The following is a 26,204-nucleotide window of genomic DNA, read 5'->3' on the forward strand; positions in this document are numbered from 1 at the left end:
CAGGCCGCTTATGATTGAACTCAATAATAACTTCCTGTGTAAACCTCTACCCTACAACACTTCTTAAGCCAACGACCTACACACACGTATATCACGATGCAGATGCAGTTGATGCGGCCTGTAAATCCTCTAAGTACCCAGCGAACTGACAGGCCTGCTCAAAAAAACTGTTACCATATTGCCTGTTTGAAAACACGATTGTGAGCAGAATATGAAACACCAAGCGGTATTGTTTGATTGTGATGGCGTGCTGGTCGACAGCGAAGCGATTACCAATCGGGTCTTGCACCGTTATTTGAACGATGAAGGCTGGGACTTAAGCGAGGCGGAGTGCATGCGCATCTTCATCGGCAAAATGGTGCGCAGTGAAAGCGCGCTGATTGAAACCAACATCGGTCGCTCTATAGACGACGACTGGATGGCGGTGTTTTACCAACGCCGCAATCAAGCCTTGCGCGAGGAATTGGAGGCCATACCCGACAGCATCTTGGCCGTGCAAGCTGCCCACCAAGTATTTGAAGGCAATATCGCTTGCGCTTCCGGTGCCGATTTGGAAAAAGTGCAGATGCAATTGCAAAAAGTCGGCTTGCAGCAGTATTTTAAGCAAGTGCTCAGTGGTCACGACTGCAAACGCAATAAACCTTTTCCGGATGTGTATTTACAAGCAGCTTATGCCTTAGATACACCAATATCAAGCTGCATTGTGATAGAAGACAGCATCACAGGGGTCACATCTGGCGCCAGTGCTGGTGCAGAAGTGTGGGCATATTGTCCTGAAAATGCTCATTTTTCTGCTGAGCAATTGCAACTAGCTGGCGCAAAAAGGTGTTTTAGCAGCATGAAAGATTTGTCAAGACTGTTTCTTGAGCATTATTAAGATATAATTTACGCACTTTGTAATCTTTTTTACAATCTAATGCACTGACTCTAGAGTCAGCCCATCGATAAACACCCCTGCCCTTGCAGCAGGCGGTGTGTTTATTTTTTAGCGCTAAGGACTTGATCCATGAATCAACAACCTCGCGCCGATCATTTTGCCAATTATCGTGAGCTCACCATTCGCGGCATTATCTTAGGCGCCATCATTACGGTGATTTTTACCGCATCCAATGTGTATTTGGGTTTAAAAGTCGGTCTGACATTCGCCTCCTCCATCCCTGCAGCCGTGATTTCCATGGCAGTGTTGAAGTTTGCCCATGATTCCAATATTTTGGAAAACAATATGGTGCAAACGCAAGCTTCGGCAGCAGGCACTTTGTCTTCCATTATTTTCGTGTTACCGGGCTTATTGATGCTCGGCTATTGGCAAGACTTTCCGTTTTGGCAAACCACGCTGATTTGCTTGGCCGGCGGTATTTTGGGGGTGATTTTCACCATCCCTCTTCGCTATGTAATGGTGGTCAAAAGCGAATTGCCCTACCCTGAAGGCGTGGCCGCGGCGGAAATTCTCAAAGCCGGTGCCAAAGGCCGTGTGGTCAATGAACGCGGCGAAATCGAACAAGACGACAGTGCCAGCGCCAACCAAGAAAGCGGCGTCAAAGAAATCGTTGCCGGTGGCTTGTTTGCTGGTGTGTTCAGCTTCTTGATTAACGGTTTGCGCGTGGCGGCCGATGGTGCGTCGTACTGGTTTAAATCCGGCAATGCCATTTTCCAATTGCCTATGGGCTTCTCTTTGGCCTTGCTTGGCGCCGGTTATTTGGTCGGCATCGTCGGCGGTATGGCGATTTTGATAGGTATTGCCATGACTTGGGGCATTTTGGTGCCGGTATTGACCAGCAATGCGCCCATGCCTGCTGATATGGAAATGGCGGCTTACGCGATGAAGGTGTGGAAAGAACAAGTGCGCTTTATCGGTGCTGGTACCATCGGTATCGCCGCGGTGTGGACCTTGATTAGCTTGGCCAAACCGATGTGGGAAGGCATGCGTTTGTCTTTTCAAGCGATTAAAAACCCTTCATTGGCTCAAAACACCCACCGCGCCGACCGCGATTTAAGCCCGAAAGCGATGATAGGCTTTAGCCTGTTGATGGTGTTGATTTTGATTGCCACCTTCTACAGCTTTGTGCAAGCGGCACCGATTTCTGCGGGTTTGGCTTGGGGCTTGGTCATCACCGCCACCATCTTGGCTGTGGTCATTGGCTTCTTGGTTGCCGCCGCTTGTGGTTATATGGCCGGCTTAATCGGTTCGTCTTCTAGCCCGATTTCAGGCATAGGCATCGTATCGGTATTGCTGATTTCGCTGACCTTCTTGCTCATCGGTGACAACACAGGCTTGTTGCAAAACGCCGAAGGTACGCAATTCTTAACCGCATTGACCATCTTTACCGCCTCTGCCGTATTGGCCGTGGCCACCATTTCCAATGACAATTTGCAAGACTTGAAAACCGGTTATTTGGTGCACGCCACACCGGCTTTGCAACAAGTGGCGTTGATTATTGGCTGCGTGGTCGGCGCGGCGGTGATTTCACCGGTGTTGGAATTGTTGTTCCAAGCCTATGGCTTCACGGGCGCGATGCCACGCGAAGGCATGGACGCGGCGCAAGCCTTGTCGGCACCACAAGCCACATTGATGACCACCATTGCCAAAGGCATTTTTGCCCACAATTTGCAATGGAATTTCATCTTAATCGGTGTGGCCATCGGTGTGTCCGTCATCATTGTTGATGCGGTATTGAAAAAAGCCACTGCCGGCCGCATGGCCTTGCCTGCATTGGCCATCGGCATGGGCATTTACTTGCCACCATCTGTGAACATGCCTTTGATTGTTGGCACCATCTTGTCATGGTGGATACACCGTCACATGAAGAAAACCCGTGGCGAACAAGGCGTGGCCTTGGCCGAACGCCGTGGCACGCTGTTTGCCGCTGGCTTAATCGTCGGCGAAAGCTTGGTGGGCGTGGTGATGGCGATGATCATTGTTGCGTCTATTACTTCAGGTCACTCTGATGCGCCATTGGCCTTGCCTTTGGAAAATTGGGAAACCACCGCCAAATTCTTGGGCTTGGCCGGCTTCATCATCGGTTTGATTACCTTTGCCAAACGCGTCTTGCGCAAATAAACACATCCAAACTGCAAGAACAAGCGGCCTGTAACTGTTTACAGGCCGCTTTTTTGTCTGTTTAAACTGACTTCAGGCTTCACATCATCCATATCAGCTTGGTCTGTATTCAAACACGACCTTGTATTGACACACGCAGTTTAAAACTAGCATCGCTGCGCCATTACCATAAGCAGTATCAACACATGTATCATCAAACCAACCGCACCATAATAAGCGGCCTGTAAACGTGTTACAGGCCGCTTATTATGGTCTTTTCTGAAGTCATAACGCTTACGCCAACATCACTCTAAAATCGGTATTTGAACCGCCAACACCGTACATTAATGGGCTTTTAAGCCCAACCAATGCACATAATACGCTGGCCATTCGCGCCACAAGGGCACGAATTCAAATACCGAAAACAACTTTGGGCTGGCGGTTTCCACCTCGGCGATGCCGGCTTTTTTAAACTGCATTTTGGCGCGGCTGACATGGAAAAATTGTGACACCACGATGGCGTTATACCAGTCTTGTTTTTGCATCAAGGCCGCTGCGTGTTCGGCGCTTAGGCCGGTATTGTCGCCATGGCTGTCGACCCAAATCACCCGTTCAGGCACACCGTGTTGTAGCAAATAATCGCGCATCACCTGCGCCTCATCATGCCCTTCTATGCCGGTGCCGCCGCTGACCATGATGTTTTGTACTTGGTTTTGACGGTATAACTCCAGCGCCCGCGCCAAGCGCGCTTGCAACCACGGCGATGCTTTGCCATCGGGATGCACTGTCGTGCCCAATACCACTGCCACATCAGCGGTGCGTTGCGGCTGGCTCATGCCATCGACCGTCACAAACACGCTGTGCAACACAAACCACATGCCCAATACCAGCAACAGCCGCTTGAGCAGGCTGCGCAGCAAGGCTTTTTGACTCTGTGCCACTGCAAATCTCGTTCATTGAATGTGCAGTCAATATACCCAGTGCATGTGAGTGCTAAGTGAAATTGGCGTGAACAGTGCACAAAAAAGCGGCCTGTAAACACTTACAGGCCGCTTAAAATGTTGTTTTTGCTGAATTTAAATCAAGTGAAAACTCAATTAGCCGGTTTGTTCTCTGGCAATAACCAGTTCAATACCAAGGCAGCGATGCCACCGGTGGCCACACCTGAGCTGAAGATATTGCGGATAAGTTCGGGCATGTGTTCCAAGTATTGTGGCACTTGCGCGATGCCCAAGCCCAGACCCAAGGCCACGGCAATGATGAGCAAGGCACGGCGGTCTAAGGTGGTGCCCGACAAAATATTGATGCCAGAAGCAGCCACCGAACCGAACATCACAATCACCGCGCCGCCCAATACCGCTTCAGGCACGGCTTGTATCACCGCTGGCACCACTGGGAACAAACCCAATAACACCAATAAAGCGGCAATCCACAAACCCACATAGCGGCTGGCAATAGATGTTAACTGAATCACGCCATTGTTTTGCGCAAACACCGAGCTTGGAAAGGTATTGAACAAACCGGCCAAGAACGAGTTAGCACCATTGACCAACACGCCGCCTTTGACGCGTGCCATCCACTCTGGGCCTTCGACCGCTTGTTTGGAAATTTTGCTGGTGGCGGTGACATCGCCGATGGCTTCCAAAGAAGTCACCAAGTAAATGAAAATCATCGGGATGAACAGCGACCATGAAAAACTCAAGCCAAAATGCATCGGTTTCGGGATTTGAAACACTGGCGCATTGTGCAAGGCCGAGAAGTTTAACAAGCCCATAAAGCCGGCTAAAGCATAACCAACCACCAAGGCGATTAAGATAGACGAGGATTTCACCCAAGTGATTTTGACGCGGTTAAGCAAGATGATTAACACCAACACCGTGCCCGATAAAATCAGGTTTTCTTGATTGGCAAACGTCTTGGTTTGCATCGCATAATAGCCGCCGCCCATGCTCACCAAGCCTTCTTTAATCAAGGTTAAACCAATGAGCAACACCACCACACCGGTTACCAACGGCGTAATCAGTTTTTTCACCCACGGCAACACGCGCGACACGCCCATTTCGATGAACGAGCCCGCGATGACCACGCCAAAGATGGAAGCCATGACCGTGTTCACTGGCGTGCCCGCAGCCACCATGGCGCTGCCGATGGCAATAATGGGGCCGATGAAGTTAAAACTCGTGCCTTGGACGATGAGCAAGCCAGCGCCAAACGGGCCAACTTTTTTGCATTGCAAGAAGGTGGCGATGCCGGAAATCACCAAAGACATGGCCAGAATCAAATTGGTATCGGCCTCGCTCACGCCCAAAGCCTTACAAATCAAGAATCCGGGGGTAACGATGGGCACCAAAATGGCGAGCAAATGCTGTAAGGCAGCAAAAAACGCCACGATAGGTTTGGGTTTGTCATTCAAACCGTAAATCAAATCAGATGGCGTATTGGGTGTGGCTGTGGCAGCCGGTGCTGTGGCGTGTGTGTTGTGTGGGGCGGACATGATTCAAACATGCGTTAATGAAAAGCGCGCATTATAAACCAATTGCCCTAGCATGAATACTTAAAGACTTGTTAACACATTTATTTTTGCCAATACGATTTCACGTTCACAAATTCATACAAGCCAAATTCAGACAGCTCGCGCCCGAAGCCCGATTGCTTGATGCCGCCAAACGGCAAACGCAAATCGCTGCTGGTATGGCGGTTAATGAATACCGAGCCAGCCTGTAAGGCTTGCGCCAAGGCCCACGCGTGTTCGGTATTTTGGCTGTAAACCGCTGCGCCCAAACCAAAACAAGTGTCGTTGGCCAAACGGATGGCATCGGCTTCATCGGCCGCGCGCAACACGCTCAGTATCGGTGCAAACACTTCTTCGCTGTAAACGCGGCAATCAGAATTGACATGGTCGAGCACCGTGGCTGGATAGAAATAGCCTTGTCCTGTGGGCAATACGCCGCCACACAGTGCTAGGGCGCCATGTGCTTGCGCGTCTTGCACTTGCGCATGCGCTTTTTGCTGCAAGGCTTGCGTGTGCAGCGGCGCCAAAGTGGTTTCAGGCCGCATTGGGTCACCCATCACCAATTGTTTGGACAAGGCCACCACGCGTTCAATTAAGGCATCGGCGATTTGAGGCGTGACAATCAGGCGTTTGGCAGCATTGCACGATTGGCCGGCATCGCGAAAACGCGAGTACACCACGTCGTGCGCCGCTTGTTCGACATCGGCATCGTCAAGCACGATGAAAGCATTGCTGCCGCCGAGTTCCAACACGCATTTTTTAATATGTTTGCCAGCCAAACTGGCCAAATAGCGGCCGGTATCGGTAGAGCCGGTAAACGCCATCGCATCGGCGTGTTCGATTGCGGTTTCGATTAAATCGTGGTCTATATAACTGGCGTGCAAAGGCATGGTGTCGTCAACCAAAGCCATCAATTTGGCCGTGACTTGCGCCACGCTGGGTGCGGGTTTGACCAAACACGCATTGCCAGCGCACAAAGCCGGCACGGCAAAACGCATGATTTGCCACACCGGATAATTCCACGGCATCACTGCCAAGACCAAGCCCAAAGGCTCGAAGCGCACTTGTGACAAACTCGCTTGGGTGGTGATGGTTTTGCTGTCGAGCAATTCGGGCGCGAGTTTGGCGTAATAGCGGATTAAATCGACGGTCTTGTCGATTTCGGCCTCGCATTCGCGCAGACAACGCCCCACTTCCATGCACACGGCCGCTGCCAATTCGTCTTTGGCCGCGGCGATGCGCTCAGCCAATTGCAATAATTGTGCGGTGCGGTGGGTGATTTTGCTGGTGGCCCATGCGGCCTGTAAACGTCGCAACTGTGCCAAATCCTGCATGAATTGCGGCAAAGTTTCAGATTCACGTTGCCCCAACACTTGGGCACTGTAGGCATGGGTACTGATAAACATACAACCACCTTTAAAAAATGACACTCCATTATGTGAACAAGTGCCAATTAAAGCAAGCCAGGCAAACAAAAACCCAGCCGTAGCTGGGTTTGGTCAAAAGCTGTCAATGTGCTCTGTCTATCAGTTCAACACGCCAGAACCAGTCACTTGGATTTCGACGCGGCGGTTAGGCTGCAAGCAGGCAATCAATTCTTTGCGACCCAATTTTTCGCTGCACTGAACCACAGGTTGGCTTTCACCGGCACCTTGGGCGCTGATGACGCTGGCTGGCACGCCGCGGCTAGACAAGTAATTGGCCACGGTTTGGGCACGGCGTTGTGACAAGGCTTGGTTGTAGTCATCGCTGCCGATGTAATCGGTATGACCGACCACCACCACTGAGCTTAAGCGGTCAAACTTGCTGATGCGGCCAGCCAAATTGTCCAACTCACCACGCGCACCGCTTAACAAGTCGCCGGCGCCTGAGCGGTTAAACGCAAACAAGGCGTCGCCGTTCATGGTGTAGCGCTGAGTGCCGACTGGCGCGGCTTTAGGCGCTGGCGCAGCAGGTGGGCAAGAGGCAGTGCTTGGGTCTACTGGGTTCCAATAGAAGTTTTGCGCGATTTTGTCTTTGTCAAACAAGACTTTGAATTGGCAAGTGGTCACGCCATTGGTGCCTTGGCCTGGAGTATGGAAATGGAACAAATAATTCCACTCACGCACGCCAACAAAGCCTTCGTTGTAATGCGGACGACCCAATAGGTAATACAATTGGTCTTTGGTCACACCGGCTTTGACTTGCGCCAAGCTTGAAGGATCAGGGAAAATGCCTTTGTGTTTATTGAAAGTCGATGCTTCAGGTTTCGGCCAACGTGGGTCATCGGTGGCGCCATCGGCGCTGACTTTGGTATGACTGGAACAAGCCACCAGTGTGAACACCGCGGCAACAGTCAACGCGCTCTTGAAGAATTTTGACGTTTTCATGACAATTCCTTGTACAATGATTGAGATAGAAAATGGAAAGCATGGTTAATACATGATGACCGATATTAACCGAATATGGCTGGCTTAAATAGTTGTAATGCGTATTTCTGTAAAAATGTGTTGTAAGCACATAGTTTGCGTTAACTCAAACAATGATACACATAGTATGCCAATATTTGTTTACAGGCCGCTTCTTCACTCATTCACATATAATTTTTTCATATTTAGTTAAGCCTATTAGTTCTTTCTCAAAATCAAACAGGTATTCTAAGATGCCCACAAATCAATTACTTTGTGGGAATACCGTTCATGTTACGTCAATTATCTTCGTATGCTCTTATGCTCACAGCTGCAGCCACTTTGAGCGCTTGTGGCGGTCAATCAGGTGATGCGGCCAAACCCGCCGCTACTGGCTCTGCCAGCTCAGCCGCCGCACCTGCCAAAGATGGCAATGTGACCATCATGAACGTGTCTTACGACGTGATGCGCGACTTCTACAAAGAATACAATCCTTTATTTGAAAAAGAATACGCAGCCAAACACGGCGGCGCCAAAATCACCATCGAACAATCGCATGGCGGTTCAAGCAAACAGGCTTTGGCCGTGGCCAATGGCTTGAAAGCCGATGTGGTGACCATGAACCAATCCAGCGATGTGGAATTGTTGGAGCACAAAGGCTTAATCCAACCGGGTTGGGCAGCCAAATTGCCTGACAATGCCGTACCTTTCACCAGCACCACCGTGTTCTTGGTGCGCAAAGGCAATCCAAAAGGCATACAAGATTGGAATGACTTAATCAAAGACGGCAACCAAATCATCATTGCCCATCCCAAAACCACCGGCAACGGTCGCTACAGCTTCTTGGCCGCTTACGGCCAAGCCTTAAAAGCCAACAATGGCGACGAAGCCAAAGCCAAAGCCTATGTGGCCGCGTTCTTGAAAAACGTGCCAGTGATGGACAATGGCGGCCGCGCTGCCACCACCACTTTTGTACAACGTGGCATCGGCGATGTGTTGATCACGTTTGAAAACGAAGCCAATTTGGCCGCACGCGAGTTTGGCAAAGACAAGTTTGAAATCATCTACCCGAAATATTCCATCAAGGCTGAAAACCCTGTGGCCGTGGTCGACAAAGTGGTCGAAGGCAAAGGCACGGGCGCCGTGGCCAAAGAATACTTGGATTACTTGTGGAGCAAACCAGCCCAAGAATTGGCAGCCAGCCTGTACTTGCGCCCTAGCAATGCCGAAGTGTTGGCCGCTAACAAAGACAAATTCCCTGCCATCGAAACCTTCCGCGCCAACGATGTCTTCGGCTCTTGGGACGAGATCATGAAGAAATTCTTCAAAGATGGCGGTGTGTTTGATGAAGTGAACAAGAAATAAACAGGCTTAATCCAATACAGCGTCCTTTACAGGGCGCTGTTTGATTCCATAGCGATGTAACTGGGAACCTACATGTTATTTTTGAAAACACCCACGGTGTTACCGGGTTTTAAATTCAGTTTGGCGGTGTCGGCGTTTTGGCTGTCTATTTTGGTGTTGCTGCCATTTGTGATGCTGGTGTTGAGCGTGGGCAATATGGGCGTGGGCGAATTTTTCCGCACCATTACCGAAGCACAAGTATTGGCCGCTTTGTGGCTGAGCTTGAAAGTGTCGTTTTGGGCCGCCGCCACCAATTTGGTGTTTGGCACCCTCATCGCTTGGGTCATCGTGCGTTACGATTTCCCCGGCAAAAGCCTCATCAATGCCGTGGTGGATTTGCCGTTTGCACTGCCAACTGCCGTGACCGGCATCACCCTCGCGACTTTGTACGCACCCAATGGTTGGATAGGCCAGTTGTTCACCCCTTACAACATCAAAATCGCCTTCACTCCGATTGGTATTTTCATCGCCTTAATCGTGGTGAGTTTGCCGTTTGTGGTGCGCACGGTTCAACCCGTATTAGAAGAGTTGCAACCGGAATTGGAAGAAGCGGCCACCACCATGGGCGCGAGCCGTTTGACCATCGTGCGCCGCGTGGTTTTGCCTGAATTGGTGCCAGCTTTGATTACCAGTTTTGGCATGATGTTTGCCCGTGCCACCGGTGAATACGGTTCGGTGGTGTTTATTGCCGGCAATATTCCGATGGTGTCGCAAATTTTGCCGTTGGTGATTACCGCCAAATTGGACTTGTTTGATGTGCAAGGCGCATCGGCCGTGGCCTTATTCATGCTGCTGATTTCGTTCATCATCTTATCGGCCTTGAATTTCGCCCAATGGGCAGTGAGCCGTCGCATGGGAGCGAAAATATGAGCCCGATTGAACTCAAAACCAAAGCTGGCTTAACCGAGCCGCGCTGGGTGCGCATCGTGTTGATTGCCATTGCGTGGGTGTTTTTGGCGGCATTGTTGCTGATTCCGTTGTTTGCCATTTTCTTTGAGGCATTGCGCCAAGGTTGGCAGCTGTACATAGACTCCTTAACCCATCCCGATGCCTTGTCGGCAATTAAATTAACGCTGATTACCGCCGCCATCGTCGTGCCCATCAATGCAGTCTTGGGCATTTGCATCGCATGGCTGCTCACGCGCTTCGATTTTCGGGGCAAACAATTGCTCACTACCTTGCTCGACTTGCCGTTTTCGGTGTCGCCGGTGGTCGCCGGTTTGATGTTTGTGTTGCTGTTTGGTGGCAACAGCTTGCTTGGTGGCTGGTTAGAATCGCACAACATCCAAATCATTTTTGCCGTCCCTGGCATCATCTTGGCAACGCTGTTTGTGACCTTCCCGTTTGTCGCACGCGAATTGATTCCATTGATGCAATCGCAAGGCGACAGCGAAGAGCAAGCGGCATTGATTTTGGGCGCTTCCGGTTGGCAAATGTTTTGGCGCGTGACCTTGCCCAACATCAAATGGGCGCTGATGTATGGTTTGATTTTGACCAATGCCCGCGCCATGGGTGAATTCGGTGCGGTCAGCATTGTGTCTGGTCACATCCGCGGCCAAACCAATACCATCCCTTTGCATGTGGAAATTTTGTACAACGAATACAATTTCGTCGCTTCGTTTGCCGCCGCCAGCTTGCTTGCAGGTTTGGCCTTATTGACCTTGATTTTGCAAAACGTCCTCAACCATTTGCAAGAACGCAAACTGCGTGCTGCCACGCGTGAAGCCAAACCTGATACCGATTTAATTCAAGTAAAGAAGACGCAAGCATGAGCATAACCATCAAAAACCTCAACAAATCCTTCGGCGATTTTCATGCGCTGCAAAACATCAATTTACAAGTGCCTACTGGCGCATTGGTGTCTTTGTTAGGCCCATCGGGTTGCGGCAAAACGACGTTATTGCGCATCATCGCCGGCCTTGAAACCCACAACAATGGCGAAATCTATTTTGGTGAGCAAGAAGTCAGCAACAAATCGGTGCGCGAGCGCGGCGTTGGCTTTGTGTTTCAAAACTACGCCTTGTTCCGCCACATGACGGTGTTTGACAACGTCGCGTTTGGCTTACAAGTGTTACCGAAAAGCCAACGCCCAAGCAAAGCCGACATTGCCGAGCGCGTGCACGAATTGTTGAAAATGGTGCAATTGGATTGGTTGTCTAAGTCTTATCCGCACCAATTGTCTGGCGGCCAACGCCAACGCGTGGCCTTGGCGCGCGCCTTGGCGGTAAAACCCAAATTGCTGTTATTGGATGAGCCATTCGGTGCGCTCGACGCCAAAGTGCGCAAGGAATTGCGCCAATGGCTGCGCGACATCCACCATGAATTCAACGTTACCAGTTTGCTCGTTACCCACGACCAAGAAGAGGCCTTGGAAATCTCCGACCAAATCGTGGTGATGAACCACGGCAAAGTCGAACAAGTCGGCAGCGGCGCCGCCTTGTATGATGCGCCTGACAATGCGTTTGTGACCGAATTCTTGGGCGAAGTGAACCGCTTTGAAGGCTATATCGAACGCGGTGATTTGGTCATTGGCAACTTCCGCTATCCCGAAGTGCCGCAGCAAGGCAAATGGCACGAAGGCACGGCTACCGCTTACATCCGCCCGCATGAGTTCTCCATCGCTCGCGAAGCGCAAGGCGCAATGTTACAAGCCCAAATCCACCACATTTCGGTGTTAGGCCCAATTGTGCGCGTGTCTTTGTACGACCAAACCGGTCAAGACATCGAGGTGATGATGCCGCACCAACACCACCAAGCCCACCAATTCAAGCTGGGCGAACAAGTCTATTTGACCCCTAGCCACATCAGCGTCTTTACCCAAAAAGACATGGTGGATTATGTGATTTAAGCTTTTGTATACCATAAAAAGCGGCCTGTAATCTGTTTACAGGCCGCTTGTGTATTGTGCAGCCGTCATAGCAGCAATTGCAAACAACCATAATCAGCACTTATCTGGCTTGTTTGGCAATGCTGCGCACTCAGCACCGCCATTCTGATAACTTCTGCGTTTTTAAAATCATCAAGGTATTCTTGGGACACGTTTAATGGTGCATACGGCTTCAATACGTCTCTCTGTTTCAATCCGTTGCCGCAAACGGCTTGCGTTGCCACCAATACAAGCGGCCTGTAAGTGGCTGGATGTGTAATTGTTCATCCAATAGCATGGCCAGACCGCCTTGAGTATCGGTACGGTACAGCCGAATGCCATGAGCGCGCAAACGCGTTTGTACTTCAGTCGTTGGATGGTGGTAGCTGTTGCGAAAGCCCGAGCTGGTAATGGCAATTTCGGGCTCGACTGTATTCAGCCATGCACTGCTGTTAGAGCTGCCAGAGCCGTGATGGCCCAATACCAATACCGTGCTGCGCAACTGCTTGCCATAGCGGTTTAACAAGGCCGTTTCTTCATCAACACCGATGTCGGCAGGTATCAGCAGCGCTTGTCCTTGTGTGACCACCCGCAACACACACGATTGCGCATTGGTGCTGTTTGCCACTTGCGTGCGCGGCAGCGTTAGCCATTCAAACCACACCCCATCCCATTGCCAGCTTTGACCGCGACAGTCTTGCGCCTGCCACTGAGGATAGGCCTCGGTTTGCCCTGCCCACAGCGCATCGAAGCGAAATTGCCGCCGCAAACTCGGTGCCGCGCCATCGTGGTCGGTATCTTGGTGTGACAACACCAGCGCATCGGCATGGTACAAACCCAGACTTTGCAGCGCCGGCAATACCGCGGTATTGGCATTGCCCCGACCGGTATCAAACACCAATTGGTGCGAACGCGTTTGCAATAACAGCGACAAACCTTGCCCCACATCGATGACTTGCACTTGCAATTGCTGCGGCGCCAAGGCAAGCGGCCTGTAAGTACATAAGGCCAATAAAATAATGGTCGCCCACGCGCGCAGACCCACCGCCGCTGGCAACATCATTACCGCCACTGCCACCAGTGCCAACGCACTCAAATACCATGGAGCCTGTGCCAACACCCATTGCGGCGAATATTGCGCCAGCCACACACTGACATTGATGCTGTATTGCGCCAACGCCGCCACCGCTTGCAGCGGTGCATCAAACGGCAACACACTCGCCAGCAACGCCAGCGGCGTTAATACCCAACTGAACCATGGAATGGCGATGCTGTTATAGAGCGAACTGAACAGCGGCACGCTGTGAAACAATTGCCCAATCAACACCAGCGTCAACAAAAACGCCGCCACTTGACCACGCCACAGCAATACCACGCTCGGGCTGCGCCACCACCGCGTTGCACTACCTTGTTGTTGTCGCAACCGCCGCCACGATTGTTCTGCCCACACCATAGACGCCACCAAGGAAAACGACAGCCACAAACCGATCGACAACACCGCCGTCGGTTGCCACAACAATACCAAGGCCAAGGCTTGCCACCACGTTAGCCACAGCGATGTCGGCCGCCGCCATGTTAAGGCAATGGCAAACACCAACAACATCCACACCGTGCGCTGGGTCGGAATTTGAAACCCAGCCAACAGAGCATAGGCAAACGCCACCGCCACCCCACTCCAAATCTGCCACAACAGCGGCGTGCGCACCGACAGCGGCACACAGCGCAAAACCTTGCCCACGCACCATGCCGTCAGCAGCGCCAACATGGTCACATGCACACCGGAGATGCTGATGAGGTGCACGATGCCCAATTGCCTAAACGCCAACCATGTATCATCGTTCAAAGCGGCCTGTAAGCCTATGCTCAGCGCCGCAATCAAGGCCACGCCTTGTTGGTGTGTATTGGGTAAGTGTTGCAAACGCTGCCATGCGCGCTCACGAATTTGATTGATGGCGATTTGCGGCGAAGTGGTGTTGCCACGGCGCAGGCAGTGTTTGCCTATGCTGACACTGCCATCCAGACCATAGGCCAGCGCCCATGATTCAGGATTGAAACCACTGCGATTGAACACGCCGACATTGGCGCGCAGACGCACCGGACAACGCCACACGCTGCCGACAGGCCATGGCCGTTGTTGGTAATCGTAAGCGTTGACGCGGTAAGTCTGTTGCGTGGTAGTAAGAATGTCGGCACGAAATTGTTGTGACTGCTCGCTGGCGCTGGCCACATCGAGCACGGTTAACACCACGCTTTGAACACTATCAGGATAATCAACCGGGATTTGTGCTTGCACAGCGGCCTGAAAACGCCACACGCCATAAGCCAAACCGAGCAGTAGCCACAATAGAGGTTTGAGCACACGCAGCTTGCGCCATTTGCACATCATGGTCAGCAGTAACAGCGCCAGTCCAAGCACCAGCACAGGTGTAAGCCACTCCGACCAGCCCGACCTCGGCGGCAAGATGGCACAACCGACCACACCCAAACACCAAGCCGCCCAACGCATGTGCTCGCTCCTCGAATTTGAGGTTTGAGCTTATGCTGTCTGGGCGGCCTATAAACGCGCTGAAATTAAACGCGCGCTATTCCAACCAAATGGCGCTGACCATGCGGCCGGTTTGACCATCACGGCGATACGAGAAGAAGTCCTCACGCTGCAAGACGGTGCAATACTCGCCGCCATATACCGCGGTCACACCAGCGGCCTGTAAGCGCTGTTTGGCTAAGGCATAAATGTCGGCCAAATACTTGCCATCGCCAATATCGGTAAACGCACTGGCGGCAGCAGCATCGTGCGCCATAAACGCAGCACGCACTTCGGCACCGACTTCAAACGCATCTGGCCCGATTGCTGGGCCCAAATACGCCATGAGCGGGCTGCTCGCTTGCATCGCCGCGATGGTGTTTTCGATGACGCCACCGACTAAGCCGCGCCAACCGGCGTGAGCCGCGCCAACCACGGTGGCGTTTTCATCGCACAGCAATACTGGCAAACAATCGGCCGTCATCACCGCACAGGCAACTTTGCCGCTGCGATCGACACTGGCATCGGCGTCGAGCAAATCCAATAAGGCCGCTTCGGCTGTCACCACGGTGGTGGAATGGGTTTGGTTCAAATACGCCAAAGGCACGCTGGCCGCTTGTTGCACGATGGCGCGATTGTGCGCCACATGTTCGGCAGCATCGCCCACATGGGCACCAACATTGAGCGAGGCGTACACACCGGTGCTGACGCCGCCATGGCGGGTTGAAATCGCGGTTTTCACGCCTTTGGGCGCGGGCCAAGCGGCGGCAAACACCGGCTCAGTCACTGAAGCTATGGGTAAAGACTGCATGATCATCCTTAGTCTGGTTTGCTATTCACGCACGTAAATCACTTCAACATCATCGTCGTCATCCCAATCGTCATCGTCACCATCATGGAAATGCTCATCAGAATAACCGGCTTCGTGTTGCAACGATGAGTCCAAGCCGGCTTCCAAACGCAATACCGACAACAAATGGTACATGTCTGGCGCCATAGGCGCTTCAAACGACACCGTTTCACCGGTTTTCGGATGAATGAAGCTCAAACGGTAAGCATGCAAAGCCTGACGGTGTAGGTTTTTCACCACTTCTTTCACCGTGTCTGAGCAGGCATGGCGCACATTGCCGTACACCGGATCGGCCGCCAATGGATGGCCGGCTTCGCGCATGTGCACGCGAATTTGGTGGGTACGACCGGTTTCCAAGGCGCACTCAATATAGCTGTGTGCCAAATAGCGTTCCAACACTTTAATATGGGTAATCGCTTGTTTGCCACCAAATTTCACCACCGCCATTTTCAAGCGGTTGTGTGGGTCGCGGCCAATTAAGGTGTCGATTTTGCCATCGAAAGGCACGATGCCATTGCACACTGCGCGGTAAATGCGTTTGACCGTGCGCGCTTGCAATTGCTGCACCAAATTGTTTTGCGCCGGCAAGGTTTTGGCCACCACCATCAAGCCAGAAGTGTCTTTGTCCAAGCGGTGCACGATGCCGGCACGCGGCACTTGGCTCAATTCTGGATTGCGATGGAGTAAGCCGTTTAACAAAGTACCGTTCCAATTGCCGGCGGCAGGATGCACCACCAAACCGGCGGGTTTGTTAATGACAATGACGGTGTCGTCTTCGTACACCACATCCAAATCCATGGCTTCGGGCGTAAATGCCGCAGTTTCGACACTGGGGGTAATGGTGACACTGACTTTTTCAGAGCCGATTAATTTGTGTTTCGGTTGTGCGGCCACACCATTGACGCTGACCAAGCCGTCTTTAATCCAAGCGGCAATGCGGCTTCTAGAGTAATCAGGCAGCAATTGTGCCAAGGCGGCATCCAATCGTTTGCCGGCCAAATCATTGGGCACTTGTAGTTCGATGGTTTCACCATCTACCGCTAAATCTAAATCGTCGTTATAATCGTCGGCGTTATTCAAGGAAATCTGCTTTCATGAAAAAAATTTTAATTGCCAGCTGTGTGGTTCTTGCTTTAACAGGCTGTGCCAATAAAGGCACATCGGTTGATAAAGATGCTCAAATCACGCAATCTTGGTCGGTACAACAGTTGTATACCTCGGCTCAAGATGAGTTAAATGGCAAAAACTACGAACGTGCAGTCAAATTATACGATATTTTGCAGTCGCGTTACCCAAATGGTCGTTATGCACAGCAGGCTCAATTGGATAAAGCATACGCCTATTACCGCGATGCCGAGCCAGATAAGGCCATGGCGGTATTGGATAATTTTGAAAAAAAATACCCAAAACATGAGAATTTGGACTATGTGTTTTATTTGCGCGGCTTGATTGCATTTAATGAAGACACATCGTTTGTGAACAAATTGGCCTCACAAGACTGGGCCGACCGCGATCAAAAAGCCAACCGCGAAGCCTATGGTTACTTCAATACCTTGGTGACCCGTTGGCCAGACAGCAAATACGCTGCCGACGCCTCTGAACGCATGAGCAAATTGGTGGTAGCCTTTGCCGGTAATGAAATGGCGATTGCGCGTTATTACCTCAAGCGCGGCGCGTATGTGGCAGCGGTAAACCGCGCGCAAAACGTGGTTCAACACTACCAAAACACGCCGTTCACCGAAGAAGCGTTGGCGATTATGTCTACGTCTTATGCTAAATTAGGTCAAACCCAGTTAAGCCAAGACACACAACGCGTGTTGCAAACCAACTTCCCAGAAAGCAAATACGCCGAAGGTTGGAAAGCCGACGACATCCCATGGTGGCGTTATTGGAAATAAGTTCTGACGCTTGATGTGGTTCAACAAACCGCATCAATACTCAATAAAGCGGCCTGTAAACATGATTGATGGTTTACAGGCCGCTTGTGTATTGAAGTGGGCTTTATCTGGGCTTAACACATTTCATCTTTCCATCTTTAGAATGTTCTTAAATTACTGCGGGTGATATATGTGCCATTGCACCCATTATCTACAGCAAACACCCTCCTGTACCCTTTCTTATATATTCCTCTTGAAACGTGCGCCATCTTCCATCTGCACCAAGCTCCACTAACATATATTCCGCTTCACCGCCTAAAAGTGTGCACACTCTAGACTTTGCATTACCATATCAACCTTAGCCTTCTGCTGAAAGTCTGCCCATGCTCACGTTGACCTCACTACGCATTGAATACCATGATGACGAATTGGATTGCAATGCCTTGAATTTCGTCTTGCCAGAAGGTTATTTCTCGCTGCAACGCAGTCTGTTTATTGATGCCGAAGACGACCCAATTTTTGCCCTGCCTTACTTTATGTTGGTCTCGCCTGAGCTGGGCGAAGACGGCAATTACAACAGCATTAACGAGATCAAGGTGCACATGGACAGGCTACAACTTGCGTTTGCCCAGCCGATTTTGTCTGAACATCACAATGTGTGCGTGATATTACCCGCAGCTTTGGATGAGCCATTGCTGGATTTTTTGGTCAATCACTTGTTTTTGGGTGAGGCTGTGGTGTATGGCAACGATGTACCGAGCGCATGGCACAGACAACAGACTGAGTTTCAAGAGTGGTTGGATTAACTGAATACAGATAAAGCCACATGCTGATATTAATGTGTATAAGGATGTGTACCAGCGGCCTGTAAACACCAAATCTGACCTTACAGGCCGCATTGATGCATGAATGATTATCCATGCCCAATGCACAACTTGCTCTTAACACGAGTCTTACAGACGCAACACACATACACAATTTTCATCTTCTGCCCAATATCAAACAGATAAGCATTTCACAATCTTTTGACATCCAAGCGTTGGACACATCCTATCTGTTTCTCCATGCTGTCGTTATAATGCTTATGGAATCAAACCATTTAGCTGCCCGTTTAAGCCATTTCCAGACATAATCCATATGAGCAAGCCTAAATACAAATGGGTGTATCAGACAGTCCCAAAGACCAGACCTAAGCCCAAGCAGCAAGCCTTAAAACCTGTCACTCCGGCCAAAAAATCCAAACTCCTCAACTTTTTAGTGGGCTTGGCCATGGTCTTATTGGCTTTCACTGCCTTGACTTCATGGCTGGACATCAAAAGTCGCAGCAAAGAAACCTTATCAACCATCATGCTCTCCACACAACAGCCACAATTTGTCGGCACCTATGCTTACGGTGGTGGCGGCAAATCCTCATCTACGATCGGCATGCGCGTGGTCGATGAACAAGGCAGACAATACCATGTGATGCGCGGTGACATTCCCATGCACTGGCCCGCACAACAGCTCAAACACTACGACGCAGTCTTATTAAAAACCCTCCCCACCAATTTTCAAACCGCAGACCATGCCCACATCAAAGTGGTGGCTATGCGCTCCTTGGTTTGGGGCAAGTTTCAGCATAAAGACGATTTAACACAGCTTACAATGCGCTTGCAGCGGCAAGGCTTTAACTACTTCAATCCGCAATCTGGGCCGGTGTATGTATTGCCCATAGAGATGGATTACTGGCAAGAAGGCAAGCTGTTTCATTACCAAAGACCTGCCAGTGAGTACCAAGACAAAATCAACGCACAATGTCCCAGCTGCTTGCGCGGCAATCATGATGCGTCAGCAAAGAGGCCATAAGACCATCATGACGCTCGCTCAAACAGAGTTTGCAGCCATCAAATGACTTGTTACACTTCAATAATAGAGCAATCGCCGCGGTGTTGAGGGCGTCGCAACCTCAGCCCAATCTATGGTGCCCACACCGAACAATGCCCATGTGCAGTCACAATCAAATGGTCTAATAAGCGAATATCAAGCAATTGCAAGGCGGCCTGTAAATATTCGGTGCTTACCATGTCCTCTGTGGATGGCTGTAAACTGCCAGATGGATGGTTGTGCGCCAAAATGATGGCGGCGGCGTGGTGTTGTAAGGCCAGTTTGGCCAATTCGCGTGCGTAGACGGTGTGGTGACTGAGGCTGCCGCGGCTGATGGGCAACAGTTTTAAGAGTTGGTTGTTGCTGTCGAGCAAGGCGGCGTAAAGCACTTCGACGCTTTCACCGGCAAATTGCAAGCGCAGCAAAGGCAGTAAATCTTCAGCCGTGTCTATGCGCAGACGCTGCTGTTGTTGCAACAATACCCGCCGCCCGATTTCCAACACCACCGCAAACTGACTGTAAGCGGTGTCGCCCATACCTTTGCAGGCGGTCAAATCGGCATGGCTGGCTTGCATCACCGCCGCCAAAGAACCAAAGTGTTGGATTAAGCTGCGGGCATTGTCGACCGCACTGCAACCGGCACTGCCCACACGCAACAACACCGCCAACAATTCGGCATCGCTTAATACCCCTACCCCAGCTTGTAACAGTTTTTCGCGTGGCCGCTCACCTTCGGGCCAATCTTTGATGCTCATCATCGGCTCCTAGGGCGTGTTCTCATTTGGCCTTACACCAAATAAAGATACAAGCCAGTCGTAGCATGGCCTTGTAATTGCGGGCTAATTTGTCAAAACGCGTTGCAATACCTCTGAAATGCTTCAAGCGGGCAAATGCATTTTCAACCACATAGCGTAAGCCGTATAAATAACGGCTAAATTCCGGATTACTTTTGGTGCTGTTGGATTTTCTAGGGATGACGGGAATCATTCCATGTTTTCTTGAAGATTCTCTTATCTTTTCAGAGTCATAGCCCTTATCAGCGACCAAATAATGGCCGGTTTGAACCAAGGCGATCAGCTGCGGTGCAACTTGACTGTCGTGGGTTTCGCCCCCAGTGATTTCAAAATCAAGCGGATGTCCGTTCGCGTCGACGGCCAAGTGTATTTTTGTAGTTGCGCCACCTCGTGAACGGCCAATTGCTCGAGCCTCACCACGCCTAGCTCCACTCGCATGCTGATGAGCGCGGACGTAGCTTCCGTCGATGAATACCCGTTCTGTATCCAATACGCCTCGTAGTTTAAAAAAAACTTGTCCCATAAACCCTTGATGGCCCAGCGATTAAAGCGATTGTAAGCCGTTTGCCAAGGACACAAATCTTCAGGAATATCTCGCCATGTCGCTCCAGTGCGAAGTTTCCACAAAATGGCCTCCATGATATTTTTGCTATTTTTGGAACGGTAGCAGCCATAAAACTTCATGGTATCTTGAATTTGCAGCCAAATATCATCGGTTAAAACTCGGCGGGCCATGTTAAAACTTTTATCAAATAAACATATATTTCATTCTATAACATAAGTTTTAGGAGTGGCTTATTTCAGATTTGAAATGAGAACACGCCCTAGTCCGATGCTGCGCTTGACGGGTCAGTCGCCGTTTATCTGCGCCACGCCCATATTGGCCAATTCATCGGCTCGTTCATTGCCTTCATCTCCAGCATGGCCTTTCACCCACTGCCATGTCACGTCGTGCTGCCCAACCAAATCGTCCAATTGTTGCCACAAATCGACGTTTTTCACTGGCGATTTGCTGGCGGTTTTCCAGCCGCGTGCCTTCCAGCCGGCCAACCACTCTTCCATGCCTTGCATCACGTATTTGGAGTCGGTATAGATGGTGACCTTACACGCTTGTTTCAATTGTTTTAAGCCTTCAATCGCCGCCGTCAATTCCATGCGATTATTGGTGGTTTCGGCTTCGCCACCATACAGCTCTTTGCGATGCGCACCGTATTGCAAACTCACGCCCCAACCGCCCACACCAGGATTGCCCTTGCATGCGCCGTCGGTATACATCACCACTTGTTTCTTTGTTGTCATCAATCGGGTTTCCGTACGGAAATGGGATTTAACACCACGTCCTTGTCTCGTTCAGGCCGCTTATTATCCTTGAGTAGCGGCCGTAAATACACTGTTTGTTTCACCGCCAACATCGCATACATCGCCGCCGCTTGTGGCCACCAGCGATTGCCTGCTGCTTCCAACCATTGCCATTTTTGCGCTTGCAGCGGTGTGTCACACAAAGGCAGATAATTGATGTAACGGCTCATCTGCGGCTGCATGTCCAACAATTGCAACCAATCGGCCAAGCGCCGTGGCGTAACAGTGTGTATGTGCGTGCACGCCGTAGCGGCCTGTAAACGCTTGCCACGCAAGCGCCACAAGGAATGTGGGTTCAAATCCAATACCAAAATCTGCCCATAACCACACACCACCCGCTGCGCCTCGCGCAACACCGCATGTGCATTCGGGTGTTGTGACAATACAAATGGCAAAATCACCAAATCCATGCTTTCGGTGGCAAAAGGCAAACGTTCCCATTCGGCGATAATCGGCGCACGCGTTTCTGCCGCCACATGCAAGTGTTCATATTGGCTCTCGGGCAGCAAGGTGATTTCGGGCAAACCCAGTTGCAACACGTGCGCATAATGCTGTTTGCCAGTTAAATGCTGCAATTGCTGGCCGATTTGCGCAGCGACCTCTTGGCCGTAGGCATGTTTTAATAACCAGTTTTGTAATGGAATTTGATTCAGCTTCATGCGTTTATTTTTAATCCTTTTGTCATCAAAATACCCACATTAAATGTTTAATTTTTGTAAAAATCTTAGGAAAATCAGTTAATTTACATAGTTTTTTGACTCTAATCAAATTGACAATTGCGGTAAATGTTTTTATTATCCATTGCACTCAATATTCTACCCAATTCCATATGACCCATTTCAAAAACCTTTTATTGGCATTGACCAGCGTTACAGTATCGCATGCTGTGATTGCACAAACCGTCACCACGCCATTTGAAGCACAAAAAGTCGCCCACGACTTAATGCGTTTGAATTCTGGATTGCTGTTTGGTCAAAACCAAAAATTTGGTGACATCTTCAGCCGCATCGGCAGTCGATTTGAAATGACAGAAGTCAATCCAGAGTTGGTACGCCAACACGAAAGAAAGTTCACCCGTGATGCGGCCTACATGAACCGCACCATCAGCCGCAGCCAACCCTACTTGCATTATGTGGCCACCGAAGTAGAGCGCCGCAACATGCCTGGTGAAATTGCCTTATTGCCTTACATCGAAAGCGCGTTTGTCATCAAAGCCAAATCGCCTGTCGGTGCGTCTGGCTTGTGGCAATTCATGCCGGCAACTGGCAAACAATACGGCTTGGAACAAAACAATGTGTACGATGGCCGTCACGATGTTTATGCCTCTACCGATGCGGCTTTGAACTATCTAGAATACCTGTACGGCTTGTTCGGCGATTGGTCTTTGGCTTTGGCCGCTTACAACTGGGGTGAAGGCAATGTGGCACGCGCGGTCAAACGAACCGAAAGCCAAGGCCTGTTGCCTACGTATGAAAACCTGAAAATGCCGCAAGAAACGCGCAATTACGCGCCCAAACTCTTGGCTTGGCGCAACATCGTTGCCAACCCTGCGGCATTTGGCCTCAACATCCCGAAAATCGAAGACGACGCGTATTTTGAAGCCTTGGATGTGAGCACGCCCATCGACACATCGCAAGCAGCGCGTCTGGCCGGCATCAGCCAAGAAGAATTCAACCGTTTGAACCCTGGCTTCAATTTGCCGGTGTTCATCCCTACTGCCAAACGCAAAATGCTGTTGCCGAAAAATGCCGTTAACCATTTTGTGCGCAATTACCAAGCGTCTGATGTGAACCAATTGCTGTCTTACAATTTGTACACGCCGATGAGTGGCGAAAAAGTGCAAGATGTGGCCGCCAGCTTTGGCATGTCTGACAGCGAATTAAAACAAATCAATGGCATCCGCAGCAATGTCTTGAATGCAGGCACGCCAGTATTGGTAGCGAAAAACCGGCCTGTAAACACCAATCCGGCCGCCGGTTTTACCCAAACCAGCTTCACTGGTGAAGACAGCAACCTTGCCTTTGCCGTGCCTGCGGTAACGCCACGCCAAGCCGATGTCTTGTCCAAACCGAAAGCACAATTGGCTCAAGCAGCACCTTTGAAAATCCGTGCCAGCCGTGCCCAGCCGATGATACAGCAAAACTTTGTGGCCAAATCTGAAATCCGCAGCTTTACTGCACCTGCAGACGATTTGGTCGGTCAAACGGCTTTGGCCGCGGTGGAAAAACATGCGAACACGCCTGTGGTCACTGCCGCATCTTTTGAACGCCCTGTCAGCACGCCGGTACAAATGGCCAGCAATGCCATCAAAACGACGGTAGTGAGTACGCCTACCGTCGTCAGCACGGTGACCCGCGTACAGGCCGCTCCAATACAAGTTGCTGCCAATACCATTCAATCTGAAACCATCCAAGCCAACGCTGCCGCACAGACTTTGTTAAACAACAGCGTGGCGAAAGTGGAAAGGGCTGCGGTAAGCAACAGTTTTGCAGCCCAAGCGGCTGAAAACGATGCGGTTAACTTGATGGCAGCCACCAAAACTGCCGCCGCGCCAGTGCGTGCGCAAGCAGTGGTTGAAACCGATCCTTTGCTGGCTTTGATGAACAAAGGCAATAGCGTGGCGGCGCCTGTGGCCGTCGCCGTGGCTGCGCCTACACCTGCGGTCAGCAGCCAAATTGCCCAAACCAATACCGTTGATGCCAATTTTGCCGCCAATGCGGTGCGTGAAGCGATTGCGCGTGAAGACGCCAAAGAAGCCCGTGAAATGGAACGTTTGGCCAAATTGCGCAACGACAATGAAAAGCGCGAACGCCAATTGGCCAACGCTACCCAACACAAAGTGGGCTCTGGCGACACCTTGTACAGCATCGCCAAAACTTACGACATGAGCGTGTCTGAATTGCTTGCGGCCAATGGCTTGAACGACAATAACATCAAAGTGGGTCAAACTTTGGTGGTTGGCAAGGCCGCAGACCGTGCAATTCAAACTGCCAAAGCCAAAGAGCAAAAGCAGCAAGCGAACATGAATTATGTGGTGCGCAAAGGCGATACGCTTAACAGCATTGCCGGTAAATTCAATCTGAAAGTGAATGATTTACGCAAATGGAATAACGGCAACAACATCAAGCCGGGTCAAAAAATCCAATTGCGTCAACTGTAAGTTGCATTGCAGCATAAAAAGAACAGCCAAAAGGCTGTTTTTTTTTGTGATATTGACTACACTGCCGTGACGCCGCTGACACAATCAGCGTCGCAATTTGAATGTATATTACCCAGATACATGCCTACAATAGGCGATGTTCTTGCTAAGGTGCACAGTATGATCAGCGTATTCGATATTTTCAAAGTGGGCTTAGGCCCATCCAGTTCCCATACCGTTGGCCCGATGAAAGCCGCAGCGGCATTTGTGCGGCAATTAGATGGGCTGCAACAATTGCAGCTTACAGGCCGCATTGCGGTCGAAGTGTATGGCTCTTTGGCCTTAACCGGCGAAGGCCACGGTACGTTTGAAGCCATTTTATTGGGGCTGGAAGGCGAATTGCCTGACAGCATAGACTTAAACACCATTCCAGAACGCTTGGCCCACATTAACAGCCAAGCCTCATTGCCTTTGGATGGCAAACAAGAAATTGAATTCATTGTGGCCCGCGACATAGTGATTCGCTATGCCGAAAGTCTGCCCAAACATCCTAACGGCCTGCGCTTTACCGCCTATGACGCCAATGAGCGCGAAATCTTACAGCAAGTGTATTACTCGGTCGGCGGTGGTTTCATCGTTACCGACGAAGAATTTGATTTGAATTTGGACAGCGGCGTGCAAGTGCCGTATCCGTTTCACAATGCCCAAAGCATGGCCGAACAATGTGAAACCCACAACATCAGCTTGGCAGAAATGATTTTGGCCAATGAAATGGCCTTACAGGCCGCTGATGCTGCTACGGTGAAGCAACGGGTTCGGGCGGTGGCACAAGTGATGTTTGATTGTGTGGAACGTGGCTTGCACCAAACCGGCGAATTGCCAGGCGGCCTGAAAGTCAAACGCCGTGCGCCATTCTTGGCCGAAAAACTGAACGATTTGCGCGAAGCCAACCAAATCAACACCCAATTGTGGCCTATGGTATTTGCGATGGCGGTGAACGAAGAAAACGCCGCCGGTGGTCGTGTGGTGACCGCGCCGACCAATGGCGCTGCCGGCATCATCCCAGCGGTGTTGACGTATTACCAACGCTTTCACCCATTAAGCTCAGAAGACGGCATTGTACAATTCATGCTCACCGCCGCTGCCATCGGCATGTTGTACAAAATGAATGCATCGATTTCCGGTGCCGACGTCGGTTGCCAAGGTGAAGTTGGCGTGGCTTGCTCTATGGCGGCAGCGGCGTATTGTGATGTCAGCGGCGGTACCATTTGGCAAATCCAAAACGCGGCCGAGATGGCGATGGAACACCATTTGGGCTTGACCTGCGACCCTGTCGGTGGTTTGGTACAGATTCCGTGCATAGAACGCAATGGCATCGGCGCCGAAAAAGCGATTAAATTGGGCGCATTGGCCTTGCTCGAAGACGGTTTGTCGAAAAAAGTCTCACTCGATACCGTCATCGCCACCATGTTACAAACCGGTCGCGACATGAAAAACATCTACAAAGAAACCTCTTTGGGCGGTTTGGCCGCCAGCATGAAGCACAAAATGATACCGGTGTCGGTATCTGTGATTGAGTGCTGAGTCAGTTC

General features: G+C 50.8%; 22 protein-coding genes and 1 pseudogene. 11 read left to right on the forward strand and 12 right to left on the reverse strand.

The window, feature by feature from the left end:
• The first annotated feature begins 211 nt into the window (after positions 1-211).
• Complete coding sequence (locus BN3003_RS16240; protein ID WP_058357661.1) at positions 212-877, forward strand: HAD family hydrolase; 666 nt, start codon at positions 212-214, stop codon at positions 875-877.
• Between the two features lie 129 nt (positions 878-1,006).
• Positions 1,007-3,058 carry an OPT family oligopeptide transporter gene (locus BN3003_RS16245; RefSeq protein ID WP_058357662.1) on the forward strand — a complete coding sequence of 684 codons (2,052 nt, stop codon included), beginning with the start codon at positions 1,007-1,009 and terminating at the stop codon, positions 3,056-3,058.
• Positions 3,059-3,381: 323 nt separating this feature from the next.
• Here BN3003_RS16245 and BN3003_RS16250 read toward each other — a convergent pair whose 3' ends face one another.
• From BN3003_RS16250 to BN3003_RS19165, 5 genes and pseudogenes are all read right to left on the reverse strand, one after another.
• The gene (locus BN3003_RS16250; RefSeq protein ID WP_058357663.1) at positions 3,382-3,978 is read right to left on the reverse strand and encodes a YdcF family protein; all 597 of its coding nucleotides are present in this window, start codon (positions 3,976-3,978) and stop codon (positions 3,382-3,384) included.
• 152 nt (positions 3,979-4,130) lie between these two features.
• Positions 4,131-5,531 carry a uracil-xanthine permease family protein gene (locus BN3003_RS16255; RefSeq protein WP_082625707.1) on the reverse strand — a complete coding sequence of 467 codons (1,401 nt, stop codon included), beginning with the start codon at positions 5,529-5,531 and terminating at the stop codon, positions 4,131-4,133.
• An 80-nt stretch (positions 5,532-5,611) separates the two neighbouring features.
• Positions 5,612-6,955 (reverse strand): aldehyde dehydrogenase family protein, encoded by a 1,344-nt coding sequence (locus BN3003_RS16260; protein ID WP_058357664.1) that lies wholly within the window; start codon positions 6,953-6,955, stop codon positions 5,612-5,614.
• A gap of 120 nt (positions 6,956-7,075) precedes the next feature.
• On the reverse strand, positions 7,076-7,453 hold the full coding sequence (locus BN3003_RS19160) for an OmpA family protein (RefSeq protein ID WP_234333154.1): 378 nt from the start codon (positions 7,451-7,453) through the stop codon (positions 7,076-7,078).
• A gap of 21 nt (positions 7,454-7,474) precedes the next feature.
• A pseudogene (locus tag BN3003_RS19165) lies at positions 7,475-7,918 on the reverse strand (outer membrane protein assembly factor BamE); the annotation flags it as partial.
• Positions 7,919-8,227: 309 nt separating this feature from the next.
• Here BN3003_RS19165 and BN3003_RS16270 point away from each other — a divergent pair.
• From BN3003_RS16270 to BN3003_RS16285, 4 genes are all read left to right on the forward strand, one after another.
• A complete protein-coding gene (locus BN3003_RS16270; protein ID WP_082625708.1) occupies positions 8,228-9,301 on the forward strand; it encodes a sulfate ABC transporter substrate-binding protein in 1,074 nt (357 codons plus the stop codon).
• Between the two features lie 72 nt (positions 9,302-9,373).
• Positions 9,374-10,210 carry a sulfate ABC transporter permease subunit CysT gene (cysT, locus tag BN3003_RS16275; protein ID WP_058357667.1) on the forward strand — a complete coding sequence of 279 codons (837 nt, stop codon included), beginning with the start codon at positions 9,374-9,376 and terminating at the stop codon, positions 10,208-10,210.
• Positions 10,207-11,112 carry a sulfate ABC transporter permease subunit CysW gene (gene cysW / locus BN3003_RS16280; RefSeq protein WP_058357668.1) on the forward strand — a complete coding sequence of 302 codons (906 nt, stop codon included), beginning with the start codon at positions 10,207-10,209 and terminating at the stop codon, positions 11,110-11,112. The genes cysT and cysW overlap by 4 nt, the downstream gene beginning before the upstream one ends.
• Positions 11,109-12,188 carry a sulfate/molybdate ABC transporter ATP-binding protein gene (locus BN3003_RS16285; protein ID WP_058357669.1) on the forward strand — a complete coding sequence of 360 codons (1,080 nt, stop codon included), beginning with the start codon at positions 11,109-11,111 and terminating at the stop codon, positions 12,186-12,188. The genes cysW and BN3003_RS16285 overlap by 4 nt, the downstream gene beginning before the upstream one ends.
• A 229-nt stretch (positions 12,189-12,417) precedes the next feature.
• Here BN3003_RS16285 and BN3003_RS16290 read toward each other — a convergent pair whose 3' ends face one another.
• The 3 genes from BN3003_RS16290 to rluD form a co-directional block, all read right to left on the reverse strand.
• The gene (locus BN3003_RS16290; RefSeq protein WP_058357670.1) at positions 12,418-14,712 is read right to left on the reverse strand and encodes a DNA internalization-related competence protein ComEC/Rec2; all 2,295 of its coding nucleotides are present in this window, start codon (positions 14,710-14,712) and stop codon (positions 12,418-12,420) included.
• A gap of 76 nt (positions 14,713-14,788) precedes the next feature.
• Positions 14,789-15,541 (reverse strand): peptidoglycan editing factor PgeF, encoded by a 753-nt coding sequence (gene pgeF / locus BN3003_RS16295; RefSeq protein WP_058357671.1) that lies wholly within the window; start codon positions 15,539-15,541, stop codon positions 14,789-14,791.
• A gap of 21 nt (positions 15,542-15,562) precedes the next feature.
• Positions 15,563-16,666 (reverse strand): 23S rRNA pseudouridine(1911/1915/1917) synthase RluD, encoded by a 1,104-nt coding sequence (rluD, locus tag BN3003_RS16300; protein WP_058357672.1) that lies wholly within the window; start codon positions 16,664-16,666, stop codon positions 15,563-15,565.
• An 8-nt stretch (positions 16,667-16,674) separates the two neighbouring features.
• Here rluD and BN3003_RS16305 point away from each other — a divergent pair, with 8 nt between their 5' ends.
• From BN3003_RS16305 to BN3003_RS16320, 3 genes are all read left to right on the forward strand, one after another.
• Positions 16,675-17,478: an outer membrane protein assembly factor BamD gene (locus tag BN3003_RS16305; protein ID WP_058357673.1), complete on the forward strand. Its 804-nt coding sequence runs from the start codon at positions 16,675-16,677 to the stop codon at positions 17,476-17,478.
• A 362-nt stretch (positions 17,479-17,840) separates the two neighbouring features.
• On the forward strand, positions 17,841-18,263 hold the full coding sequence (locus tag BN3003_RS16310; protein ID WP_058357674.1) for a hypothetical protein: 423 nt from the start codon (positions 17,841-17,843) through the stop codon (positions 18,261-18,263).
• A 331-nt stretch (positions 18,264-18,594) separates the two neighbouring features.
• Positions 18,595-19,302 carry a hypothetical protein gene (locus tag BN3003_RS16320; RefSeq protein ID WP_058357676.1) on the forward strand — a complete coding sequence of 236 codons (708 nt, stop codon included), beginning with the start codon at positions 18,595-18,597 and terminating at the stop codon, positions 19,300-19,302.
• A gap of 110 nt (positions 19,303-19,412) precedes the next feature.
• On the opposite strand, the gene radC is transcribed toward BN3003_RS16320, so the two are convergent.
• From radC to BN3003_RS16340, 4 genes are all read right to left on the reverse strand, one after another.
• Positions 19,413-20,075, reverse strand: a complete 663-nt coding sequence (gene radC / locus BN3003_RS16325; RefSeq protein ID WP_058357677.1) for a RadC family protein — start codon at positions 20,073-20,075, stop codon at positions 19,413-19,415.
• A gap of 22 nt (positions 20,076-20,097) precedes the next feature.
• A protein-coding gene (locus BN3003_RS18510; RefSeq protein ID WP_407701092.1) for an IS5 family transposase occupies positions 20,098-20,849 on the reverse strand; the annotation gives its coding sequence in 2 pieces (ribosomal slippage) (positions 20,098-20,618 and positions 20,618-20,849; 753 coding nt in all).
• A 114-nt stretch (positions 20,850-20,963) separates the two neighbouring features.
• Positions 20,964-21,413 carry a ribonuclease HI gene (gene rnhA / locus BN3003_RS16335; protein ID WP_058357678.1) on the reverse strand — a complete coding sequence of 150 codons (450 nt, stop codon included), beginning with the start codon at positions 21,411-21,413 and terminating at the stop codon, positions 20,964-20,966.
• Positions 21,413-22,132: a class I SAM-dependent methyltransferase gene (locus BN3003_RS16340; RefSeq protein WP_058357679.1), complete on the reverse strand. Its 720-nt coding sequence runs from the start codon at positions 22,130-22,132 to the stop codon at positions 21,413-21,415. The genes rnhA and BN3003_RS16340 overlap by 1 nt, the downstream gene beginning before the upstream one ends.
• Positions 22,133-22,302: 170 nt before the next feature.
• On the opposite strand from BN3003_RS16340, the gene BN3003_RS16345 reads away from it, so the two are divergent.
• Together BN3003_RS16345 and BN3003_RS16350 are read left to right on the forward strand one after the other, a co-directional pair.
• A complete protein-coding gene (locus BN3003_RS16345; protein WP_058357680.1) occupies positions 22,303-24,633 on the forward strand; it encodes a LysM peptidoglycan-binding domain-containing protein in 2,331 nt (776 codons plus the stop codon).
• Between the two features lie 159 nt (positions 24,634-24,792).
• Entirely contained in the window at positions 24,793-26,196 is a 1,404-nt protein-coding gene (locus BN3003_RS16350) for an L-serine ammonia-lyase (RefSeq protein WP_058357681.1), read from the forward strand.
• Positions 26,197-26,204 lie beyond the last annotated feature (8 nt).

Source organism: Vitreoscilla massiliensis (assembly GCF_001457815.1).
Classification (GTDB): Bacteria; Pseudomonadota; Gammaproteobacteria; order Burkholderiales; family Neisseriaceae; genus Vitreoscilla; species Vitreoscilla massiliensis.

What these genes read in the sequence shown, in the direction of transcription:
- BN3003_RS16240 (WP_058357661.1), top strand. Translation starts at nt 212, where the DNA reads ATGAAACACCAAGCGGTATTGTTTGATTGTGATGGCGTGCTGGTCGAC.
- BN3003_RS16245 (WP_058357662.1), top strand. Translation starts at nt 1,007, where the DNA reads ATGAATCAACAACCTCGCGCCGATCATTTTGCCAATTATCGTGAGCTC.
- BN3003_RS16255 (WP_082625707.1), bottom strand. Translation starts at nt 5,531, where the DNA reads ATGTCCGCCCCACACAACACACACGCCACAGCACCGGCTGCCACAGCC.
- BN3003_RS16260 (WP_058357664.1), bottom strand. Translation starts at nt 6,955, where the DNA reads ATGTTTATCAGTACCCATGCCTACAGTGCCCAAGTGTTGGGGCAACGT.
- BN3003_RS19160 (WP_234333154.1), bottom strand. Translation starts at nt 7,453, where the DNA reads ATGAACGGCGACGCCTTGTTTGCGTTTAACCGCTCAGGCGCCGGCGAC.
- BN3003_RS16270 (WP_082625708.1), top strand. Translation starts at nt 8,228, where the DNA reads ATGTTACGTCAATTATCTTCGTATGCTCTTATGCTCACAGCTGCAGCC.
- cysT (WP_058357667.1), top strand. Translation starts at nt 9,374, where the DNA reads ATGTTATTTTTGAAAACACCCACGGTGTTACCGGGTTTTAAATTCAGT.
- cysW (WP_058357668.1), top strand. Translation starts at nt 10,207, where the DNA reads ATGAGCCCGATTGAACTCAAAACCAAAGCTGGCTTAACCGAGCCGCGC.
- BN3003_RS16285 (WP_058357669.1), top strand. Translation starts at nt 11,109, where the DNA reads ATGAGCATAACCATCAAAAACCTCAACAAATCCTTCGGCGATTTTCAT.
- BN3003_RS16290 (WP_058357670.1), bottom strand. Translation starts at nt 14,712, where the DNA reads ATGCGTTGGGCGGCTTGGTGTTTGGGTGTGGTCGGTTGTGCCATCTTG.
- pgeF (WP_058357671.1), bottom strand. Translation starts at nt 15,541, where the DNA reads ATGCAGTCTTTACCCATAGCTTCAGTGACTGAGCCGGTGTTTGCCGCC.
- BN3003_RS16305 (WP_058357673.1), top strand. Translation starts at nt 16,675, where the DNA reads ATGAAAAAAATTTTAATTGCCAGCTGTGTGGTTCTTGCTTTAACAGGC.
- BN3003_RS16310 (WP_058357674.1), top strand. Translation starts at nt 17,841, where the DNA reads ATGCTCACGTTGACCTCACTACGCATTGAATACCATGATGACGAATTG.
- BN3003_RS16320 (WP_058357676.1), top strand. Translation starts at nt 18,595, where the DNA reads ATGAGCAAGCCTAAATACAAATGGGTGTATCAGACAGTCCCAAAGACC.
- radC (WP_058357677.1), bottom strand. Translation starts at nt 20,075, where the DNA reads ATGAGCATCAAAGATTGGCCCGAAGGTGAGCGGCCACGCGAAAAACTG.
- rnhA (WP_058357678.1), bottom strand. Translation starts at nt 21,413, where the DNA reads ATGACAACAAAGAAACAAGTGGTGATGTATACCGACGGCGCATGCAAG.
- BN3003_RS16340 (WP_058357679.1), bottom strand. Translation starts at nt 22,132, where the DNA reads ATGAAGCTGAATCAAATTCCATTACAAAACTGGTTATTAAAACATGCC.
- BN3003_RS16345 (WP_058357680.1), top strand. Translation starts at nt 22,303, where the DNA reads ATGACCCATTTCAAAAACCTTTTATTGGCATTGACCAGCGTTACAGTA.
- BN3003_RS16350 (WP_058357681.1), top strand. Translation starts at nt 24,793, where the DNA reads ATGATCAGCGTATTCGATATTTTCAAAGTGGGCTTAGGCCCATCCAGT.